The sequence below is a fragment of the Streptomyces sp. RLA123 genome, assembly GCF_056270165.1.
Window position 1 is genome coordinate 1,109,244 of record NZ_JBWDOR010000003.1, and the last position, 18,012, is coordinate 1,127,255.

Consider the following 18,012-nt stretch of genomic DNA (forward strand, 5'->3'; position numbering starts at 1 on the left):
CAGCGTACCGGGCGGCCGCGCCGCCCTCATAGTGTGGCGCCATGACGGTCCCGCTGGTCCTGCTGCTGCTCGGTGCGACCGCGGCGGCCATGGCGCCGCGACTGCTGACCCGGGTCGGATGGCCGGAACGCGAACCCGTGCTGGCCCTGTGGGTGTGGCAGTGCGTGGTCGGCGCGGTGCTCCTGTGCTGCTTCCTGGCGATGGCGCTGAGCGCGTGCGCCGCGTGGGAGTGGCTGCGCGGTGGGCTGTTCGCGTTCGCGCCACGCGGGGTCGTGGAGGCGTACGGGCTCTCGGGCCATGGCTCCTGGGCGGGATATCTGGCCATTCTGCTGGCCTGCGGCGGCGCCTGGACGGGCGCCATGCTCGCCCGCGAGATCCGTACGGCGCGCACCCGGCAGCGCCGGCGGCGCGCCGAACTGCGCGTACGTTCGCCGCGGCTGCCGGGCGAAGCGGCGGCGTCCGGTGAACGGCTGGTCGTTCTGGAGGACCAGCGGCCGGAGGCATGGTGGCTGGCCGGGCAACGGCCGCAACTGGTCATCACCACGGCCGCGCTGCGCCGCCTGAAGGGACGCCAGCTCGACGCGGTCCTCGCGCACGAGCAGGGACACGCCCGGGCCCGGCACGACGTGCTCCTGCACTGCGCGGGCGCGCTGGCGGCCGGATTCCCGCAGGTCCCGGTCTTCGCGGGCTTCCGCCACCAGGTGCACCACCTGATCGAACTGGCCGCCGACGACATCGCCTCGCGCCGCTTCGGCGGGCTCACGACGGCCCTCGCGCTGGTCGAACTCAACGAGGACCGCGGGGTGTTCGGCCCCGGCTCCGCCCCGCACGGCCATCTGCCCGGCCGCGTCAGCCGGCTGCTGGACCCGGCGCCGCGGCTGACCCGGCTCGGCCGCGCCCAGGCCTCCGCGTGCGCCCTGCTGATCCCGTTCGTGCCCCTGCTCGTCGCGTTCGGCCCCGGGCTCCGCGCCCTCACGTAATCTCGGGCGCATGCACGCCCCACCCGCCTCCTCCGTCAGCCGGGGCGCCGGCCCGCGCGCCGTGTGCCTGCGGTACTGCGCCGCGACGGGTGCCGTCTTCCTGCTGCTGCTCGCGTTCGTGGCGGGCCGGTGGGCCCCGCTGACGGACACCGACCGGCGCATCGCCGTCGCGTTCCACTCCTTCGGGGTCCTTCACCCCGGCTGGACGCGGGTCAACCGCGTGCTGTCGGACGGATTCTGGGACCCCTCCACCATGCGCGCCCTGCTCGCCGTCTGCCTCCTGTGGCTCCTGTGGCGCGGGGCCAGGCGTCAGGCGCTGTGGCTCGCCGTCTGCGGCCTCCTGGGCTGGGTCCTCCAGCAAGCCGTCAAGGCCGCCGTGGGACGCCCCCGTCCCCATTGGCCGGACCCGCTCGCCACGGCGGGCTTCGCGGCCTTCCCGTCGGGCCATGCCATGACGGCCGCCATCAGCTGCGGCGCCCTGCTGTGGCTGTTCCTTCTGCGCCGCCCCGGGGCCGGGACCCGCCGGCGCGTCGCCGCCTGGCTGCTCGCCTGGGTCTCGGTGATCGGTGTCGGCCTCACCCGGATCTATCTGGGTGTCCACTGGCCCAGCGACGTCCTCGGCGGCTGGCTCCTCGGGGCGGCCGTGCTCACGGGGACCGCGGCGCTCTGCGAACCCTGGCGCCCGCCGGCGGCGGCGACCGGCGGCCGGGACATCTGACGCGGCGCGCGGCGTCCTTCACGCCTACCGTGGAGAGTGGAAGGGGCGGGCACACGGCCCTCGGTACGTGTGCGCCCGCGGTCCCGACGTCAGGGAGCACCACATGTCGCGCGAATCCAACCTCTCCATCCTTGAGCACATCGGCTCGGCGGTGAACGGCGGCCGGCTCGAGGAGTTCGACTCCTATGTGGCACCCGGTTCCGTCGACCACGACCCGGCGCCCGGCCAGGTCCCGGGCCCGGAGGGTTACGAGGAGATGTTCGCCGCGATGCGGACGGCCTTCCCCGATCTGCACATCGACGTCGAACACGTCCTGGCCACGGACAACGAGATCGCCTTCGCCTACACCATCACGGGGACCCACCTCGGCGAGTTGATGGGGCACCCGCCGACCGGTCGGACGGTGAGCTACCGGGGCATGCAGATCAGCCGTGTCGAGGACGGCAAGATGATCGAACGCTGGGGCAGCAGCGACGAGCTCGGGATGCTGCGGCAGCTCGGCATCGCCGACTGACCCCGCGCGGCGCGGCGCCACCGGCCGGAAAGCCGCGGTTCGGCCCCGCTCGACCGCCCCGTGACGTCCCCGCGAGGCGGGTCGGGGAGGATGCCGGGCATGACCATCAAGGGATTCATGTTCGACTTCTCCGGGACGCTGCTGCGCGTGGAGCCCACGGAGAGCTGGCTGCGTGCCGTCGTCGCGGAGCGCGGCATCCCGCTGGAGGAAAGGGAGTTGACGGCGTACGTGGAGCGCCTGGAGCGGGTCGGCGCGCTGCCCGGCGGTGTCGCGCCGGAACGCGTGCCCGCGCATCTGGCCACGGTCTGGGGCGAGCGGGACCTGTCCGCCGATCACCACAGGGCCGCGTACACGGGCCTCGCACGGGAGGCGGAGCTGCCGTGGGAAGGGATTTACGACGCCCTGTACGAGCGGCACATGCGGCCGGAGGCGTGGGCGCCGTACCCGGACACCGCGGAGGTGCTCGGTGAGCTGCGGCGGCGCGGGGTGCCGGTGGCCGTGGTGAGCAACATCGGGTGGGACCTGCGGCCGGTCTTCCGCGCGCACGGACTGGACGGCCTCGTGGACGCCTTCGTGCTGAGCTACGAGCACGGGGTGCAGAAGCCGGACCCGCGGCTGTTCGGGATCGCCTGCGAGGCGTTGGGGCTGCCGCCGGAGAGCGTCGCCATGGTGGGCGACGACCGGCGGGCGGACGGCGGCGCCGCGGCACTGGGTTGCCGGGTGCATCTGGTGGATCATCTGCCCGCGGACCGGCGCCCGGCAGGGCTGCTGCCGGTACTGGAACTGACCGGCTGATGTGGTTCCGGCCGTGACCCGGCGGTCCCCCGCGCCGCCGGGTCACGGCTCGAACCCCGCGTTCCCGCCCGAGCACAGGGCTCGCGCGAGTCGGACTCCCGGTACATTGGCCCGGAGCCAGTCAACGCAGGAGTAAAGCATGTCCCCTCGGCGACCGTCGGTCAACGAAGAGATGCGGCGCCGCTCGCGGGAGCGGCTGTTACGGGCGACCGTCGAGCTGGTCGAAGAGCGCGGCTACGAGTCCACGACCCTCGGCGACATCGCCGACCGGGCCGGTACGGCGCGCGGGCTGGTCTCGTACTACTTCCCGGGCAAGCGCCAGTTGCTGCAGTCGGCCGCCCACCGCCTGATGCACACCGAGCTGTCCGCGGCGCTGGAACGGCCGCCGGCCTCCGCCGACGGAAGCGAGTTGCTGGCCCGGGCGATCGACAGCGTGCTGGGGCTGCCGGGGCGGTTCCCCGTGCTGATGCGCGCGCACATGGCCGGCATCCTGCAGACGGCCGGTTTCAGCGAGTGCGCGGAGCGGCACCGCCTGGCGGAGTTACTGCGCGGTGCCGTCGAGGCGTGGGGCTCCCCCGACCCGGAGCACGACTACCGTATGCTGCGTGCGCAGTTGATGGGCGGGGTCTTCGCCCAGCTGATCCCGGGGGCTGCGATGCCGCTGCCCCATCTGCGGCGCGACCTCTTCCGGCGCTACGCGCTGGGCTGGGAGCTCGGCGTGCCGCCGGGCGGCCCCGAAGGACTGCCACCCGGCGGCACGCCACTGCCTGACCCCGCTCAGCGGTAGTCGGGCTGGGACTGCACGTTGAGCTCGGCGAGCCGGATGCCGCGGGCGCTGTCGGTGCGCCGGTCGGAGATCCGCAGGACGTCGAAGCCCTTGGCGATGTCGTTCGAGTAGATGTAGCCGTTGTAGTAGTAGGCGCTCCACGAGCCGCCGAGCACGAGCGCGTCGGCGGACAGCGGGCCGCGCTCGAAGAAGCCGATCTCGCGGGGACGCGAGGAGTCGGTGAAGTCCCAGACGGAGACTCCGCCCTGGTACCAGGCCTGGACCATGATGTCGCGGCCCTTGGCCGGGATCAGCGAGCCGTTGTGGGCGACGCAGTTCTCGGTGTCCGCCTGCTGGCGCGGGATCTTGTAGTAGCTGCGGAAGACGAGCTTGAGGTGGCCGTGCTTGCGCACGATGTCGTAGATGCCGTCGGCGCCGCGCTGCGGACCGATCAGCGCGTTGCACTCGGCGCCGCCGCCACCGCCGAGCTCGTCGGTGAAGACGACCTTGGTGCCGCGCTCGTTGAAGGTGGCCGAGTGCCAGAACGAGAAGTTGACGTTGTCCTGGACCCGGTCGATCACCTTCGGGCGCGCGGGGTCGGAGATGTCCATCAGGATGCCGTCACCCATGCAGGCGCCCGCGGCGAGCCGGAGCTTGGGGAAGACCGTGATGTCGTGGCAGCCGGTCGTCTCGCTCACCCGCCCCTGGGTGTCGCTGGGCGGGATGCCCGGGTTGCCTCCGTCCGGGAAGAGGACGGGGAAGCCGGCGAGGGCGGCGTTCTCGGGGTGCGAGCGGGGGATCTTCACGACGGAGATGCCGTCGTGCGGGGGCTGGCAGTCCGGGAAGGACGCACTGGGCGCGTACGAGGAGACGTATACGAACACATCGCGCTTGCCCGGCACCAGGGTGTGGGTGTGGGAACCGCAGTTGGTCTCGACGGCGGCGACGTAGCGCGGGTTGGCCTTGTCGCTGATGTCGAAGACCTTGATGCCCTCCCAGGAGGACTTCTGACTGGCGGGCTGGGTCGCGCTCGCGCAGGAGTCGTCCGAGCGGGAGGAGTCGGTGGACAGCACCAGCAGGTTGCCGGACACCGAGATGTCGTTCTGCGAGCCGGGGCACAGGACCTGGCTGACGACCTTCGGGCTGGTGGGCCGGCTGATGTCGTAGACGACGAAGCCGTCGTAGTTGCCGGCGAAGGCGTACTTGCCCTGGAAGGCGAGGTCGGTGTTGAAGCCGGCCAGGGACTGCTTGGGGATGTTCACCAGGTGGTCGACGTTGGCGCTGGTGACGACCTCGTCAACACCGGGTATCGCGCCGTCGGCGGTCGCGGGCGCCGTGGCCGCGAGGCCGAACAGCATGACCGCCGCGGCCACGAGGGCCGCAAGGCGTCTGGGGCGGGCGGGGGAAGTACCTAAACGCGTCACCGCGTCCTCCAAGGTGTTCGGTCAAGATGAAACGATGAAACGACCAAGCCGAAGTATGCTCTTTTCATGCTCGCGTCAAAAGATGCACAATGAGGCAGTGCTCGTTACCCGCTGTGCAGTATTAGCGCTGCTTCCCCTGTCCCTTGCCGCCTCGATGCTCACGCTGACCGGATGCGACGGGGGCGCCGGCGACGCCAAGGCCGCCGCTCCGTCGGTCATCGCCCCGGGCCGGCCCGGGGAGGACGCCGCCACCTTGTCCGCGGACGAGGCCGCCGAGGCAAGGCCCGACGACTCCCCCAACACCGCCGACCTGACCTACACGGCGAACATGATCGCCCACCACGAGCAGGCGCTGGCCATGTCCGCGTACGCGGACACCCGCGCGTCCGGCACCAAGGTGCGCGCCCTGGCCGCGCGGATCGAAGCCGCCCAGGGCCCGGAGATCAGGACCATGACCGCCTGGCTCCAGGAGAACGGCGGCGCGTCACCAGGTACCGGCGACGATCACGGTCACGACCACGCGTCGATGCCGGGCATGGCCTCCCCCGCACAGCTGGCCGAGCTGCGCGCCGCCCGGGGCACGGCATTCGACCGGCTCTTCCTCCGGCTGATGATCAGCCACCACGAGGGCGCGGTCACCATGGCGGCAGGGGAGCTGTCCGAGGGGCGCAACGTCCAGGTGGGCGAGTGGGCGAGCGAGGTGATCGCGCAGCAGACCGCCGAGATCGGCCGAATGCGGTCCTTGACCTGACATCCCGCGCCGCGACACGCCTGCGCCGGACATCCCGCGCCGCGACACGCCTGCGCCGGCCTGCCCGGGCCGATGCCCGGTGCGATGCTGGATATGCCCGGCCGCTCCGGCCGTCGCCTCGACGAGGAGGAGGCGCCTGTGCTTCGCATCGCCGTCGTCGGATCAGGTCCCAGCGGGGTGTACACGGCGGAGGCCCTGGCCCGCCAGGAGGCGGTACCCCAGGTCGCGGTGGACGTGCTGGACCGGCTCCCCTGCCCGTACGGCCTGGTCAGGTACGGTGTGGCACCCGACCACGAGAAGATCAAGTCCCTGCAGGGCAATCTGCGGCGCGTCCTGGAGGACCCGCGGATCCGCTTCCTGGGCAATGTCACGGCCGGCGCCCCCGGCCTGCCCCCCGAGCGCCTGCTGGAGCTGTACCACGCGGTGGTCTACTGCGTGGGCGCCGCCACCGACCGCCACCTCGGTGTCCCCGGCGAGGATCTGCCGGGCAGCTTCTCGGCGACACGCTTCGTGTCCTGGTACAGCGCGCACCCGGACGAGGCACCGGACGAGTTCCTGCTCAGCGCGCGGTCCGCCGTCGTCGTCGGGGTCGGCAACGTCGCCGTGGACGTCGCCCGCATCCTCGCGCGCGGCGCGTCCGAACTGCGTCGCACCGACGTCCCGGAAGCGGCCCTGCGCGCACTGGAGAACAGCCGGGTCACCGACGTCCACATGGTCGGCAGGCGCGGCCCCTCACAGGCGAAGTTCACCACCAAGGAGCTGCGCGAACTGGGCGCACTCGCCGACGCGGACGTGCTCGTCCGGGAGGACGAGCTCGCGCTCGATCCCGCGTACGCGGATCCGCAGTCCCTGCCGGCGGTGGCCCGGCGCAATGTCGAGGTGCTGCGCGACTGGGCCGGGCGCCCGCCAGCCGGGCACCGGCGCCGCATCCATCTGCGCTTCTTCCTGCGACCTGCCGCACTGCTGGGCGAGGACAGGGTGGCGGGCGTGCGTTTCGAGCGGACGGTGCCGGACGGGCAGGGCGGCGTGCGCGGCAGCGGCGAACTCGAGGACATCGACGCGCAGCTGGTGCTGCGCTCGGTCGGCTACCGCGGTGTGGCCATGGAAGGGCTGCCCTTCGACGAGGCGCTGGGCATCGTCCCCAACGAGCAGGGCCGGGTCCTGCGGGACGGCAGGCGGTCGCCCGGCGAGTACGTCGCCGGATGGATCAAGCGCGGGCCGACCGGCGTGATCGGCACCAACCGGCCGTGCGCCAAGGAGACCGCCTCGGCCCTGCTCGCGGACGCCGGTGCGCTGCTGTCGCGCGGCGAGCTGCCGGCGGACCCGCTGGAAGGGCTGCGCGCGGCGGGCCGGCATCCCGTCGAGTGGACGGGCTGGGAGGCCATCGAAGCCGCGGAGGCGGCGCTCGGCCGGTCCCTGGACCGGGCGACGGTCAAGATCCCGGACTGGGCGGGCCTGTTGGAGGCCGCGACCGGGAGCCCCGGGTGACGGTGCGACAGCACAGCGGACGTCAACAGACTGTGCACGGTCCCTAGGGTCTCGGGCAGCCGTTCACCCGGCACAGCCGCTCATTCGCGCCGCGTTCGAGGAGTCCCCATGGCGACGACGTCCCGCCCGCCGGTCCATCCCGTCGACGAAGTCCTGCCGCCCGCCCGGCTCGCGGCGTTCGGCCTGCAGCACGTGCTGGCGATGTACGCGGGCGCTGTCGCGGTGCCGCTGATCGTGGGCGGCGCCCTGAAGCTGTCGCCGGCCGACCTCGCGTACCTGATCACGGCGGATCTGCTGCTGTGCGGCATCGCCACGCTGCTTCAGTGCGTCGGCTGGTGGCGCTTCGGTGTACGGCTGCCGATCATGCAGGGCTGCACCTTCGCCGCGGTCTCCCCCATGGTGCTGATCGGCCAGGACGGCGGACTGCCCGCGATCTACGGCTCGGTGATCGTCGCGGGCCTGGCGATGATCCTGCTGGCCCCCGTCTTCGGGCGGCTGCTCCACTACTTCCCGCCCGTGGTCACGGGCACCGTGATTCTGGTCATCGGGCTGAGCCTGCTGCCGGTGGCGGGCAACTGGGTGGCGGGCGGTGTCGGTTCGGCCGACTTCGGGGCGCCGCGCAACATCGGTCTCGCGGCCGCCGTGCTGCTCGTGATCCTGCTCGTCCAGCGTTTCGCACCGGACGTCCTCGCCCGGATCGCCGTGCTCGTCGGCATCGTCGCGGGGACGGCGGTGGCCGTGCCGCTCGGCTTCACCGACTTCGGCGCGGTCGGCGACGCGGACTGGCTCGGCATCAGCACGCCCTTCCACTTCGGCACCCCCACCTTCCAAAGTGCCGCTGTGGTCTCGATGCTCGTCGTTGCGCTGGTGACGATGACCGAGACGACCGGTGACATCATCGCCGTCGGTGAACTGACCGGCCGCAAGGCGGAGCCGGACCGGCTCGCGGACGGGCTCCGCGCCGATGGCGTGTCCACGGTGCTGGGCGGGATCTTCAACACCTTCCCGTACACCGCCTACGCGCAGAATGTGGGCCTGGTGGGGCTGACCCGCGTGCGCAGCCGGTGGGTGGTGGCCACGGCAGGCGGCATCCTGGTCCTGCTGGGGCTGCTGCCGAAGCTCGGCGCGCTGGTCGCCGCGATCCCGGCACCGGTGCTGGGCGGCGCGGGACTGGTCATGTTCGGCACGGTGGCGGCGAGCGGACTGCGCACACTGGCCACCGTGGACTTCCACGGCCCCGCCAACCTGATGATCGTCGCGGTGTCCGTGGCGGTGGGCCTGCTGCCGGTGGGCGTGCCCACGGTGTACGCGAGGTTCCCCGACTGGTTCCGGACGATCATGGACAGCGGTATCAGCGCGGGATGCGTCACGGCGGTCGCGCTCAACCTGCTCTTCAACCACCCGCCGCGCGGCCGGGCTTCGGCGGACGGCGAGGCCCCCGAGCCGGGCACGCTACCGGCCGGCCAGTGATGAGCGTGCCACCGGATGCGGGCTCCCGCGGCACTGCCCGCGCTTCTAGGGCAGCTGCCAGTCGACCGGCTGCGCGCCCTGCTGGAGCAGGAGGTCATTGGCCCGGCTGAAGGGCCGCGAGCCGAAGAACCCGCGATCCGCCGACATCGGGGAGGGATGCGCCGACTCGATCGCCGGCAGGTCGCCGAGCAAGGGACGCGCGTTGCGGGCGTCGCGGCCCCAGAGGATCGACACCAACGGCTTGCCGCGCGCGGCCAGGGCGCGAATGGCCTGCTCGGTCACTTCCTCCCAGCCCTTGCCGCGATGCGCGGCGGGGCTGCGGGGTGCCGTGGTCAACGCCCTGTTGAGCAGCAGCACTCCCTGCCGGGTCCACGGCGTCAGATCGCCGTTCGACGGCCGGGGCAGGCCGAGGTCCGACTGCAGTTCCCGGTAGATGTTCTCCAGGCTCCCGGGCAGTGAACGCACGTCCGCGGCAACGGCGAAGCTGTGCCCGATGGCCATCCCCGGCGTCGGGTAGGGGTCCTGCCCGACGATCAGCACCCTGACCTCGTCGAAGGGCTGCTGGAACGCCCGCAGCACATGCTGCCCCGCCGGCAGATAGGTCCTGCCCGCCGCGATCTCCGCCCGCAGGAAGTCACCCATCCCCGCGATGCGTTCGGCCACCGGCGCAAGGGCCTCGGCCCAGCGGGGTTCGACAAGTTCACTCAATGGTCGTGCTGCCACAGCCGTCACCCTACCGGCCCACACGGCCGCACTCCCACCAGCCGCGAGAGCACCGAGACAGACAGCACCGAGGGCGAGCACGTGGTGTGTGCTCGCCCTCGGTCATGTGACGTGGTGTGTCACGTGGTCATTCTCAGCCCTGTGCGGCCGGGAGGACCTGGATGGTCCTGGAGGTCGTGACCGGTGCGAGCGAGGCGGCGTCGGTGTAGGCGCGCATCGAGTCGTTCGTCACCGACACCGTCACCGAGCCCGCCTTCAGCGCGGTCAGGATCCGGGTCTGCGGGTCGAGGATCGCGACCTTGCCCTTGCGGCGGGCGTCATCGACGGCGTCCTGACCGGTACCGATCGCCAGGTTCGACGAACCGGTCCAGTGGACCGACATCGGGTACCGCAGCGGCACCACACGCGAACCCGTGGCCACACCCTGCGGCTGCACGATGCTGCCGGACAACTGCGCGGTGCTGCCGGCCTCGACCGACTCGGGCGTGTTCAGCGTGATCGACTGCGCGAAGGCACGCACATCGGCCTGGAGCCACTGCTGACGCGCGTTGCGGTGCGAGTCCACCGACCAGTCGACCCAGCCGGTGAAGCCACCGCGGTCCGGCGTGCCGTAGGGGTCCTTGCCCGAGGACGGCAGCACCATGTAGGGGACGCCCTCCAGGTGGTGGACGTCGGCGATCTGGGCGTGCGAGCCGACCATGACGGCGCCCTTGCCCGAGTCGTCACGGAAGTCGGTCAGCAGGTTCTCCACCAGCGCGGCCTCGTCGCGGTCGCCGAGCTGGCTGGACTTGGTCTCCGCCGGGTCGTCCACCGGGTGGTGGGCGAACACCGCGACGTTGTCGATCGACTTGTCGTTCTTGGCGTCGGCCAGTGCCTGCTGCAGCATCGGCAGCTGCTCCCACGCGGTGGAGCGCAGCGAACCGACGGAGCTGGCGAGCAGGATGAAGCGGGTGCCCTTGTGGTCGAACGTGCGGTAGGGCTTGCCGAACTCGGCGGTGAAGTTCGTCAGGTCCTGCTGGACGTTGTTCAGGCCGTAGGACTCGTGGTTGCCCGGCACGTAGTAGCACGGGATCGAGCCGGCCGCCGGGTCCGGGGTGCTGTCGGCCGCGGGCTCCTGGCCGACCGGGATCAGGTCGCAGCCGGCGTCGGTGAGGACCTTGCGGGCCAGGGTGAGGTCCTGCGGCAGACCGCGGTCGGTGATGTCACCGTTGAGGACCAGCAGGTCGGGGTGGGTGGTGCGGATCCGCTGGATCGCCGTGGTGGCGACCTGCGTCAGCACCGGGCTGTCCGCGGTGAACTGCACGTCCGACAGCGTCGCGAAATTCCAGGTGCTGCTGCCCTTGAGCAGCGAGCCGTCGTCGGAGACCAGCGCGTCCGGCTTCAGGTCCGCCTGCGCTAAGCAGGTCGATGGCGCTGGGGATGTCGGCCTCGATGCGGTCCAGGACGAACGTGCCCGCCTTCTGCTGGGCGACGCTGGTGTTGATGCCCTGGAAACCCGAGATCGCGATCGGGAACTTCGTGTCCGCCGGGACCGGGAAGGTGGCGTACTGCCAGTCACTGCTCGCCGAAAGCCCCGTGCCGTAGATGCCGTTGCTCTTGCCGCTGGAGTCGGTGTAGGCGAGGTAGCTCAGACCGCTGGGCACGCTGATGCTGGACTTGAGCCGCACCCGCAGACGCAGCGGCTGGCCGGGCACCTGCACGCGCTGGGCCGACGAAGCCGAGGTGACACCGACGTTGCGCATCGCGTTGAAGTCGATCCGCAGGCCCTCAGGGGCGGTGGAGAACGTCGTGGCCGCGGTGCTGTTGTTCCGCCAGCGGGCCAGCACATCGTCGTCGAAGTCGTAGACCGTCTTGGTCTGCACACCGATCGTGATCGGCAGCTGGGCCGACACACCGCCGACCGAGATCTTCAGGATCGTGCTGTCGTCGGCCAGCGGGGTGATCCGCAGCTTGCCGCCCACGGCCTTGATGTCCACGACGTCGTGGTCGTAGTCCAGCGACAGGTCCTGCGGGTCGACCGGAGCGGTGTAACCCTCGCCGTCGCGGCCCGTCACCGAGACGGTGGTCGCGTCCTCGGGCGTCGGGGCGGCGATCGACAGGAGCTTGGAGGACGGCTCCACACTGGCCAGCGGGCCCAGGACGGAGACCGTCCCGTGCCCCTGCACACCGTCCGCGGTCGCGTCGACGGTGACCGGGCCGTGCGCCTGCGGCGCCGTCAGCACGTCACCCTGGACCGACGCCTCACGGGAGGACCACTGCACGGAGTTCGGGTCGACCGTCACCGGCGTCTGGTGGCTGTCCACGCCCACCGCGGTCAACGTGCGGTGCAGACCGGGGAAGACCTTCACGTCGCCGTCGGCCGACGCCGCACCGGGCGCCGGCTTCACGAGGAGCTGGCGCAGCTTGCCGTCGCCCTTGGCGACGAACACACCGACACCGTTGGTGTTACTGCGCTCCTGGCCGTCGGACGGGGTGTTGCGAATGGTCACCTGGTCCTCGCCCAGCGGGCGGGCGACCATCTCGCTGGAACCGCCGCTGTCGAGGATGACCGCGGTCTGCACGCCCATCGCGACCATGTCGTGGCCCACCTTGGCGACGGTGACGCCGCCCTTGCCGGTGCCGCCCGGGCCGTTCCACTCGCCGAGCACGAGAGTGTGGCCGCCGTCCTTGAATCCGAACGACGTGCGCGGGGAGATCGCCGAGTTGTCCAGGTTGGCGCGGGCCTTGCCGTCGGAGACGATGATGCCCTCGCCGGTGCCGCCGTGGCCGAGCGCGAACTGCATGTTCTTGGCAACGTTGTCAGCCAGTTCCCAGTCGAGCGTCGCCGGGTCGCCGGGCTGCAGCGCGCGGATCGCGGCCGCAGAGGCGCCTGTGCCGACCAGGTAGAACCCGTCGTCCGGGATCGTTCCCGAGCCCGCGGGACCGTTGGGGGTGACCGACACGACCTTGCCGTTGCGGACCAAAACCTCGGCGAGGTCCTGGTCCACACCGATGAACGGCCGATTGCGGCTGTAAGTGCCCCACGCGGACGTGAACGCCACCATGCCGCCGGCGGGCACCGGGTGGGGCTCGGGGTCCGCGGCGTTGACCGACAGGAGCTTGTGGTCCGTGCCCGCGAAGTTCGCGGACGCGTTGACCATGACGTTGACGAGCTGGGCGATGCCGTCCTTGCTCACGCCGACGTGCGGCTGCACCGCGGCGGCTTCCGGGCCGCCGAGGTTGGCGGTCTTGAGCAGTTGCCCGTTCTGGATCTCGGCACCGTGCGCCGCGGTGGAGTTGCCCAGGTCGTAGAAGTCGCCGTTCACGCCCGCGACGGCACCGGCCTTGTTGGCGGCCGTGCTGAGCGCCCCGCCGGAGGCGACGGGTCCGGCGGTCAGCAGGTCCGTGCCGACGGCGCTGTTGGACAGGTCGACGGTCAGGAACCGCGCGTCGTACCAGCCGCTCTGGTCGAGCGCCTGAACGTGCTGGAGGCCGATCCCCGGACCGATCTTCTCGGACGTGTTGATCAGCGGGATGCCACCGGTAACGGGTGCGGGCCGGCTACTGTCCGCATACGCCATGGCAGGTGCGGCCGCCAGCGCGGTCGCCGTGGCGAGCACCACGAGCAGTGGCCTTGCAAGCCGACGGTTCAAGACCATCGATGTCATGGAAACCTCGGGTCGGAAGAGGACACGGAGGCAGAACCTCCGTTACACCCACACCAGTGATGGGTGCGGTTCCGATGAGAGAGATCCAGTGAATCGTGCACATTACATCTTCACGATCGGCCAATGAACCCTGGCTGTGCCCTTGTGTTTCCAGCACGGGTGAGGGGACGTCAGGATCCTCGTCCGCTCGAGGCCCACCCGCCACAGTCCGGACGTCCTGTCACTCTTCGCGAGGAACGCCCCCAAGGCCGCCAGCCATGCACCGGGTTGGTCGATGTGGGCCATGTGGACCGCGTCCGCGAGCCGCCGGGGCGCGTCCGGGTGGCGGGGGCCGGACACCGGCAAGTGCCCTGTCGGTGACAGCCGTTACTCTGCCCGGGTGACGACGCAATCGAACACCCCGGCGGGCTGGTACACGGACCCGCACGGCACTCAGAATCTGCTGCGCTACTGGGACGGATCCCAGTGGACGGAGCACACGCACGCGGGCCAGCAGCCCCCGGCGCCCACCAAGGAGAACCCCTGGGAGCTGGGCGTCGACGGCGGCCACGATCCCTCGCGCATCCAGCGGCAGGTGCAGCAGCAGGCGGGCCTCGCGCCGGGAGCCGCGGGCGGTGGCACGCTGTTCAGCGAGCCGGTCCTCGTGGTGAACCAGAAGGCCAAGCTCATCGAGCTGAACAACGAGTACAGCGTGTTCGACCAGAACGGCGGCCACATCGGCTCGGTGAGCCAGGTCGGCCAGAGCACCGCGCGCAAGGTGCTGCGCTTCGTCTCCAGCGTGGACCAGTTCCTGTCGGTCCGCCTGGAGGTGCGCGACGCCCACGGGCAGCCGCAGTTGCTGCTCACCCGGCCCGCGAAGTTCATCAAGTCGAAGGTCGTCGTTCAGCGCCCGGACGGCACGACGCTCGGTGAGATAGTCCAGCAGAACGCGATCGGCAAGATCAACTTCGCGTTCGAGGTGAACGGCCAGAAGATCGGCGCCATCAAGGCGGAGAACTGGCGGGCCTGGAACTTCGCGATCGTCGACCACGCCGGGACCGAGGTGGCCCGTATCACCAAGACGTGGGAGGGCCTGGCGAAGACGATGTTCACGACGGCCGACAACTACGTGCTGCAGATCCACCGCCGACTGGAGGAACCGCTGCTCAGCATGGTCGTCGCCTCGGCGCTCACCGTCGACACCGCCCTGAAGCAGGACTCGCGCGGACTGGGCTGACCGGCGCTCGCGGTACGGTGCCGGGCCTCGTGGACCCGGCACCGTACCGGGACAGAACCGGACAGGTAACCCCTGGGAAGGACCCGCCCGAACAACAGCGCACGCAAAGGCACTAGCATGCCTCGCCATGAGCACTGCCGAAGGCCCCGCACCCGGCCTGCCCGTTCGAATGCCGCGCCCCCGCCAGCCCGGGCGGCACCGCCGACCGGAAACGCTGACCACGCCCGAGGGCGCCCCCGTGCTGGTCCTTGCCGTGCCCGGTACGCCTTCCCCCGCGATACGCAGCCTGGCTGAGGAGATCGTCAGCATCGCGCGCATCGAGCTGGCCGGTCTCGACCCCCGTGTCGGTTACGTCGACGGTGACGGCGAGGAGTACCCCTCGCTGGAGTCCGTGCTGACCCAGGCGGCCGCCGAGCGCGGTGACGACTCCCCCGCGGCGATCGTGGTGCCGCTGCTGGCCGGGCCCGAGGCGTCGGTGATGCGCCGACTGCGGCAGGCCGTGATGGACAGCCGCTCCGCGGCCGAGGTCACCGATGTGCTGGGCCCGCACCCGCTGCTCGCCGAGGCGCTGCACGTGCGGCTGTCGGAGGCCGGTCTCGCGCGTGCCGACCGTGCCCGCCTGTTCACGGTCGCCACGGCGGCCGACGGCATCATCCTGGCCACCGTGGGCGGCGAGGAGGCGGTCCAGGCCGCCGGTGTGACCGGTCTGCTGCTGGCCGCGCGGCTCGCCGTGCCGGTGCTGCCCGCCGCGCTGGACATCGAGGGCTCGATCGCCGAGGCCGCCGACCAGCTGCGTTCCTCCGGCTCGCTGACCCTGGCCCTGGCGCCGTACGTGGTCGGCCCGGAGGTCGCCCCCGAGGTGCTGCACGACGCGGGCAAGGAGGCCGGCTGCTCGACCGCCGATGCGCTCGGCCCGTACCCGGCGATCGGCAGGCTCGTGGTGGCCAAGTACACGACGGCCCTGGGCATTCCCCAGTCGCCGGAGGGCGTCCCGATGCCCTGACGGCACACCCGCACGACCGTACGCACGCGTACGACGACGGCGTGGTGGTGCCGTCCCGGAGGTCCGGGGCGGCACCACCACGCCGTTGTTCGTGGTGCGGAAAGCCGAGAGAGCGTCAGCCGAACACGACGCAGGAGGCCGCGGGAACGGCCAGCGAGCCGGCGAGCTCGGGCGTGCCGGTGGCCGGGTCCACGTCGAACCAGCTGACATCGCCCGAGCGCTCGTTGGCGGCGTACAGCCTCGTGCCCGCCGGGTCGAGGGTCAGGTGGCGGGGCCAGTCGCCCCCGCAGTCCACCGTCTCCAGCAGCTCGAGCGTGTCGCCTTCGGCGTCGACGGAGAGCACGGCGATGCTGTTGTGACCCCGGTTGGCGGCCCACGCGAACCGTCCGTCGGGCGAGACGACCAGCTCGGAGGGGTAGTTGGGGCCCGTCGCGTCCTCGGGCAGCACAGAGACCTCGGCGACCGGCTTCAGTCGTCCCACCTCGGCGTCCCAGTGACAGACGGTCACGACCGAGGCCAGCTCGTTCATGATGTAGGCGCGGTCGCCGCGCGGGTGGAAGGTCAGATGACGCGGGCCGCTGCCGGACCGCAGGCCCATCTCCCGCTCGATCTCCAGCTCGCCCGTGGCGGCGTCGAGTTCGCACACCCGCACCGAGTCGGTGCCGAGGTCCACGGTCAGCACCCAGCGGCCGGCCGGGTCCGGCAGCACCATGTGCGCGTGCGGGCCGGTCTGCCGGTCCGGGTCGGGGCCGTCGCCCTCGTGCTCCATCACGTGCCGGGTCGCGCCGAGCCTCCCCTCGCCGTCGACGGGCAGCACGCTGATCGTGCCGCTGCCGTAGTTGGCGGTCAGCAGATGTCCCTGGTGCAGGCACAGATGGGTGGGTGAGCCGCCGTTCACCGGGACAGCGGCGCCGAGGAGTTCGGGGCGCGAGGGGTCGCTCAGCGAGAACGCGGCCGCGCCGCCGTTCTGCGGGTGCTCGGCCACCGTGTAGAGGCGCGTGCGGTCCTGCGAGAGGACGAGGAAGGACGGGTCGTCCACCGCGGCGTCGGCATGCAGCGCCGTCAGCGCACCCGAGTCGGGGTCGACGGCCGCGGTGGTCAGCCCCTTGCCGCCCGCCGAGGTGAACGACCCGATGTAAACGTGCCCGGCCACTGCCGTACCTCTTCCACTGGTTGTACGTACGGCGGCTGAGAGTAACGCAGTGGCCGGAATCCGCTCCCGCTGCCCCCGTCACACCATCGTTTCGCCGCGGGCGAGGGCGAGCGCCTGCGGATGGTGGACGTACGCCGGGGTCCGTTCCCCGGTCTCGTAGTAGCGGTGGAACACCCCGGTCGCCGAGCCCGACATCGGCGGCACGATCCACGACCAGTCGGCGGGCACGGTACGGCCCCTGCGCTCCTCGCGGTCGATGTGGGCGAGGAAGCGGCGGGACTCGGTGTGGTGATCGGTGACGGTGGCGCCCGCGCGGTCGAAGGAGTGCAGGACCGCGCGGTTCAGCTCGACCAGGGCGCGATCGCGCCAGAGCGTGCGGTCCTGGGCCGTGTCCAGGCCGAGCGCCTCGGCGACGCGCGGGAGCAGGTCGTAGCGGTCGGTGTCGGCGAAGTTGCGGGCACCGATCTCGGTGCCCATGTACCAGCCGTTGAAAGGTGCGGCGGGATAACAGACCCCGCCGATCTCCAGGCACATGCAGGAGATCGCCGGGACGGCGTGCCAGCGCAGCCCCCACTCGGCGAGCCAGTCGAACTCCGGGTGGACGATCGGGACCTCGAGCACGGCCTCGTCCGGCAGCCGGAAGCAGCGCGGCTGCCCGCCCCCGGCCCCCTGGACGATGAGCGGCAGTACGTCGAAGGGCGTACCGGCGCCGCCCGACCAGCCGAGGCGCACGGCCGCCTCGGTGATACCGGTGTTGACCGGATCGCCGACCACGGTGCCGTCCGGCGCGCGGTGGCCCGCGTAGCGGATCAGCTGCTCGTTCCAGATCCGCGGGCCCTGCCGCTCCGGGGTGTCGGGGGCGAGGACGGTGATGACGGGGCGGATCCGGCCCCCGTTGGTGGCGGCCCGCAGATGGGCCACGGCCTCCAGCGCGACGCCTTCTGCGGTCGTGACGTGCCGGCGGTCGCGCACCTGAAGGGAGTTCCAGTACAGCCGGCCGATGCAGCGGGTGTTGTTGCGCCAGGCCACGCGGGCGCCAAAGACCAGTTCCTCGCGCGTGTGCCGGTACGTGCCCGTCGCCTCGATCTCGGCGAGGACCGCGGCCAGCCTGCGCCCCGGGTCCCCCGCCGCGGGGAACTCCGTGTGGAACTGCCGCACGAAGTCAGCCGCCAGGGCCCGCATGCCGGGCTCCTTCTCCGCTTCGCCCGCCTGGTCCTGCCGGTCCTGCCCTGCCTCCGGCCACTCCCCGGCGGCCGGCGCCTCCTGCGGCACCGGGTGCCCGGCCGGGCACCTCGTCACCGGTTCCGGTTCCGGTTCCTCCATGCGTATGTGCTGGACATCGGCGGGGGCGCGGCCAGCCCCCG

General features: G+C 71.6%; 16 protein-coding genes. 10 read left to right on the forward strand and 6 right to left on the reverse strand.

The window, feature by feature from the left end; translation table 11 throughout:
- Nucleotides 1-41 precede the first annotated feature (41 nt).
- From RV983_RS05120 to RV983_RS05140, 5 genes are all read left to right on the forward strand, one after another.
- The gene (locus RV983_RS05120; RefSeq protein ID WP_475984569.1) at nt 42-980 is read left to right on the forward strand and encodes a M56 family metallopeptidase; all 939 of its coding nucleotides are present in this window, start codon (nt 42-44) and stop codon (nt 978-980) included.
- Nucleotides 981-990: 10 nt separating this feature from the next.
- On the forward strand, nt 991-1,698 hold the full coding sequence (locus RV983_RS05125; protein WP_475984570.1) for a phosphatase PAP2 family protein: 708 nt from the start codon (nt 991-993) through the stop codon (nt 1,696-1,698).
- A 103-nt stretch (nt 1,699-1,801) separates the two neighbouring features.
- On the forward strand, nt 1,802-2,212 hold the full coding sequence (locus RV983_RS05130) for an ester cyclase (protein WP_475984571.1): 411 nt from the start codon (nt 1,802-1,804) through the stop codon (nt 2,210-2,212).
- Between the two features lie 99 nt (nt 2,213-2,311).
- Nucleotides 2,312-3,007: an HAD family hydrolase gene (locus tag RV983_RS05135; protein ID WP_475984572.1), complete on the forward strand. Its 696-nt coding sequence runs from the start codon at nt 2,312-2,314 to the stop codon at nt 3,005-3,007.
- Nucleotides 3,008-3,146: 139 nt separating this feature from the next.
- Nucleotides 3,147-3,794 carry a TetR/AcrR family transcriptional regulator gene (locus RV983_RS05140; protein WP_475984573.1) on the forward strand — a complete coding sequence of 216 codons (648 nt, stop codon included), beginning with the start codon at nt 3,147-3,149 and terminating at the stop codon, nt 3,792-3,794.
- Here RV983_RS05140 and RV983_RS05145 read toward each other — a convergent pair.
- Nucleotides 3,785-5,131 carry an LVIVD repeat-containing protein gene (locus RV983_RS05145; RefSeq protein ID WP_475990223.1) on the reverse strand — a complete coding sequence of 449 codons (1,347 nt, stop codon included), beginning with the start codon at nt 5,129-5,131 and terminating at the stop codon, nt 3,785-3,787. The genes RV983_RS05140 and RV983_RS05145 overlap by 10 nt on opposite strands.
- Before the next feature lie 220 nt (nt 5,132-5,351).
- Between RV983_RS05145 and RV983_RS05150 the strand changes: the two genes are divergently transcribed.
- The 3 genes from RV983_RS05150 to RV983_RS05160 all read left to right on the forward strand — a co-directional run bounded on the left by RV983_RS05150 (nt 5,352) and on the right by RV983_RS05160 (nt 8,906).
- Nucleotides 5,352-5,948 (forward strand): DUF305 domain-containing protein, encoded by a 597-nt coding sequence (locus RV983_RS05150; RefSeq protein ID WP_475984574.1) that lies wholly within the window; start codon nt 5,352-5,354, stop codon nt 5,946-5,948.
- 138 nt (nt 5,949-6,086) lie between these two features.
- Nucleotides 6,087-7,436: an FAD-dependent oxidoreductase gene (locus RV983_RS05155; RefSeq protein ID WP_475990224.1), complete on the forward strand. Its 1,350-nt coding sequence runs from the start codon at nt 6,087-6,089 to the stop codon at nt 7,434-7,436.
- Between the two features lie 108 nt (nt 7,437-7,544).
- A complete protein-coding gene (locus tag RV983_RS05160) occupies nt 7,545-8,906 on the forward strand; it encodes a nucleobase:cation symporter-2 family protein (RefSeq protein WP_475984575.1) in 1,362 nt (453 codons plus the stop codon).
- 45 nt (nt 8,907-8,951) lie between these two features.
- Here RV983_RS05160 and RV983_RS05165 read toward each other — a convergent pair whose 3' ends face one another.
- From RV983_RS05165 to RV983_RS05175, 3 genes are all read right to left on the reverse strand, one after another.
- Nucleotides 8,952-9,629 carry a uracil-DNA glycosylase gene (locus tag RV983_RS05165; protein WP_475984576.1) on the reverse strand — a complete coding sequence of 226 codons (678 nt, stop codon included), beginning with the start codon at nt 9,627-9,629 and terminating at the stop codon, nt 8,952-8,954.
- Between the two features lie 133 nt (nt 9,630-9,762).
- Nucleotides 9,763-10,932: a metallophosphoesterase family protein gene (locus RV983_RS05170; protein ID WP_475984577.1), complete on the reverse strand. Its 1,170-nt coding sequence runs from the start codon at nt 10,930-10,932 to the stop codon at nt 9,763-9,765.
- Nucleotides 10,832-13,267, reverse strand: a complete 2,436-nt coding sequence (locus tag RV983_RS05175; RefSeq protein WP_475984578.1) for a phosphodiester glycosidase family protein — start codon at nt 13,265-13,267, stop codon at nt 10,832-10,834. The genes RV983_RS05170 and RV983_RS05175 overlap by 101 nt, the downstream gene beginning before the upstream one ends.
- 388 nt (nt 13,268-13,655) lie before the next feature.
- On the opposite strand from RV983_RS05175, the gene RV983_RS05180 reads away from it, so the two are divergent.
- Together RV983_RS05180 and RV983_RS05185 are read left to right on the forward strand one after the other, a co-directional pair.
- Nucleotides 13,656-14,492 (forward strand): LURP-one-related family protein, encoded by an 837-nt coding sequence (locus tag RV983_RS05180; RefSeq protein ID WP_475984579.1) that lies wholly within the window; start codon nt 13,656-13,658, stop codon nt 14,490-14,492.
- A 127-nt stretch (nt 14,493-14,619) separates the two neighbouring features.
- Nucleotides 14,620-15,495 (forward strand): sirohydrochlorin chelatase, encoded by an 876-nt coding sequence (locus RV983_RS05185; RefSeq protein ID WP_475984580.1) that lies wholly within the window; start codon nt 14,620-14,622, stop codon nt 15,493-15,495.
- 115 nt (nt 15,496-15,610) lie between these two features.
- On the opposite strand, the gene RV983_RS05190 is transcribed toward RV983_RS05185, so the two are convergent.
- The gene (locus RV983_RS05190) at nt 15,611-16,648 is read right to left on the reverse strand and encodes a lactonase family protein (protein WP_475984581.1); all 1,038 of its coding nucleotides are present in this window, start codon (nt 16,646-16,648) and stop codon (nt 15,611-15,613) included.
- Nucleotides 16,649-16,726: 78 nt separating this feature from the next.
- Nucleotides 16,727-17,971 carry a nitric oxide synthase oxygenase gene (locus tag RV983_RS05195; RefSeq protein ID WP_475984582.1) on the reverse strand — a complete coding sequence of 415 codons (1,245 nt, stop codon included), beginning with the start codon at nt 17,969-17,971 and terminating at the stop codon, nt 16,727-16,729.
- Nucleotides 17,972-18,012: the final 41 nt, after the last annotated feature.

Bases quoted from the DNA above. Each gene is read 5' to 3' on its own strand.
- RV983_RS05120 (WP_475984569.1), top strand. From the start codon at position 42: ATGACGGTCCCGCTGGTCCTGCTGCTGCTCGGTGCGACCGCGGCGGCC.
- RV983_RS05125 (WP_475984570.1), top strand. From the start codon at position 991: ATGCACGCCCCACCCGCCTCCTCCGTCAGCCGGGGCGCCGGCCCGCGC.
- RV983_RS05130 (WP_475984571.1), top strand. From the start codon at position 1,802: ATGTCGCGCGAATCCAACCTCTCCATCCTTGAGCACATCGGCTCGGCG.
- RV983_RS05135 (WP_475984572.1), top strand. From the start codon at position 2,312: ATGACCATCAAGGGATTCATGTTCGACTTCTCCGGGACGCTGCTGCGC.
- RV983_RS05140 (WP_475984573.1), top strand. From the start codon at position 3,147: ATGTCCCCTCGGCGACCGTCGGTCAACGAAGAGATGCGGCGCCGCTCG.
- RV983_RS05145 (WP_475990223.1), bottom strand. From the start codon at position 5,131: ATGCTGTTCGGCCTCGCGGCCACGGCGCCCGCGACCGCCGACGGCGCG.
- RV983_RS05150 (WP_475984574.1), top strand. From the start codon at position 5,352: ATGCTCACGCTGACCGGATGCGACGGGGGCGCCGGCGACGCCAAGGCC.
- RV983_RS05160 (WP_475984575.1), top strand. From the start codon at position 7,545: ATGGCGACGACGTCCCGCCCGCCGGTCCATCCCGTCGACGAAGTCCTG.
- RV983_RS05175 (WP_475984578.1), bottom strand. From the start codon at position 13,267: ATGGTCTTGAACCGTCGGCTTGCAAGGCCACTGCTCGTGGTGCTCGCC.
- RV983_RS05185 (WP_475984580.1), top strand. From the start codon at position 14,620: ATGAGCACTGCCGAAGGCCCCGCACCCGGCCTGCCCGTTCGAATGCCG.
- RV983_RS05195 (WP_475984582.1), bottom strand. From the start codon at position 17,971: ATGGAGGAACCGGAACCGGAACCGGTGACGAGGTGCCCGGCCGGGCAC.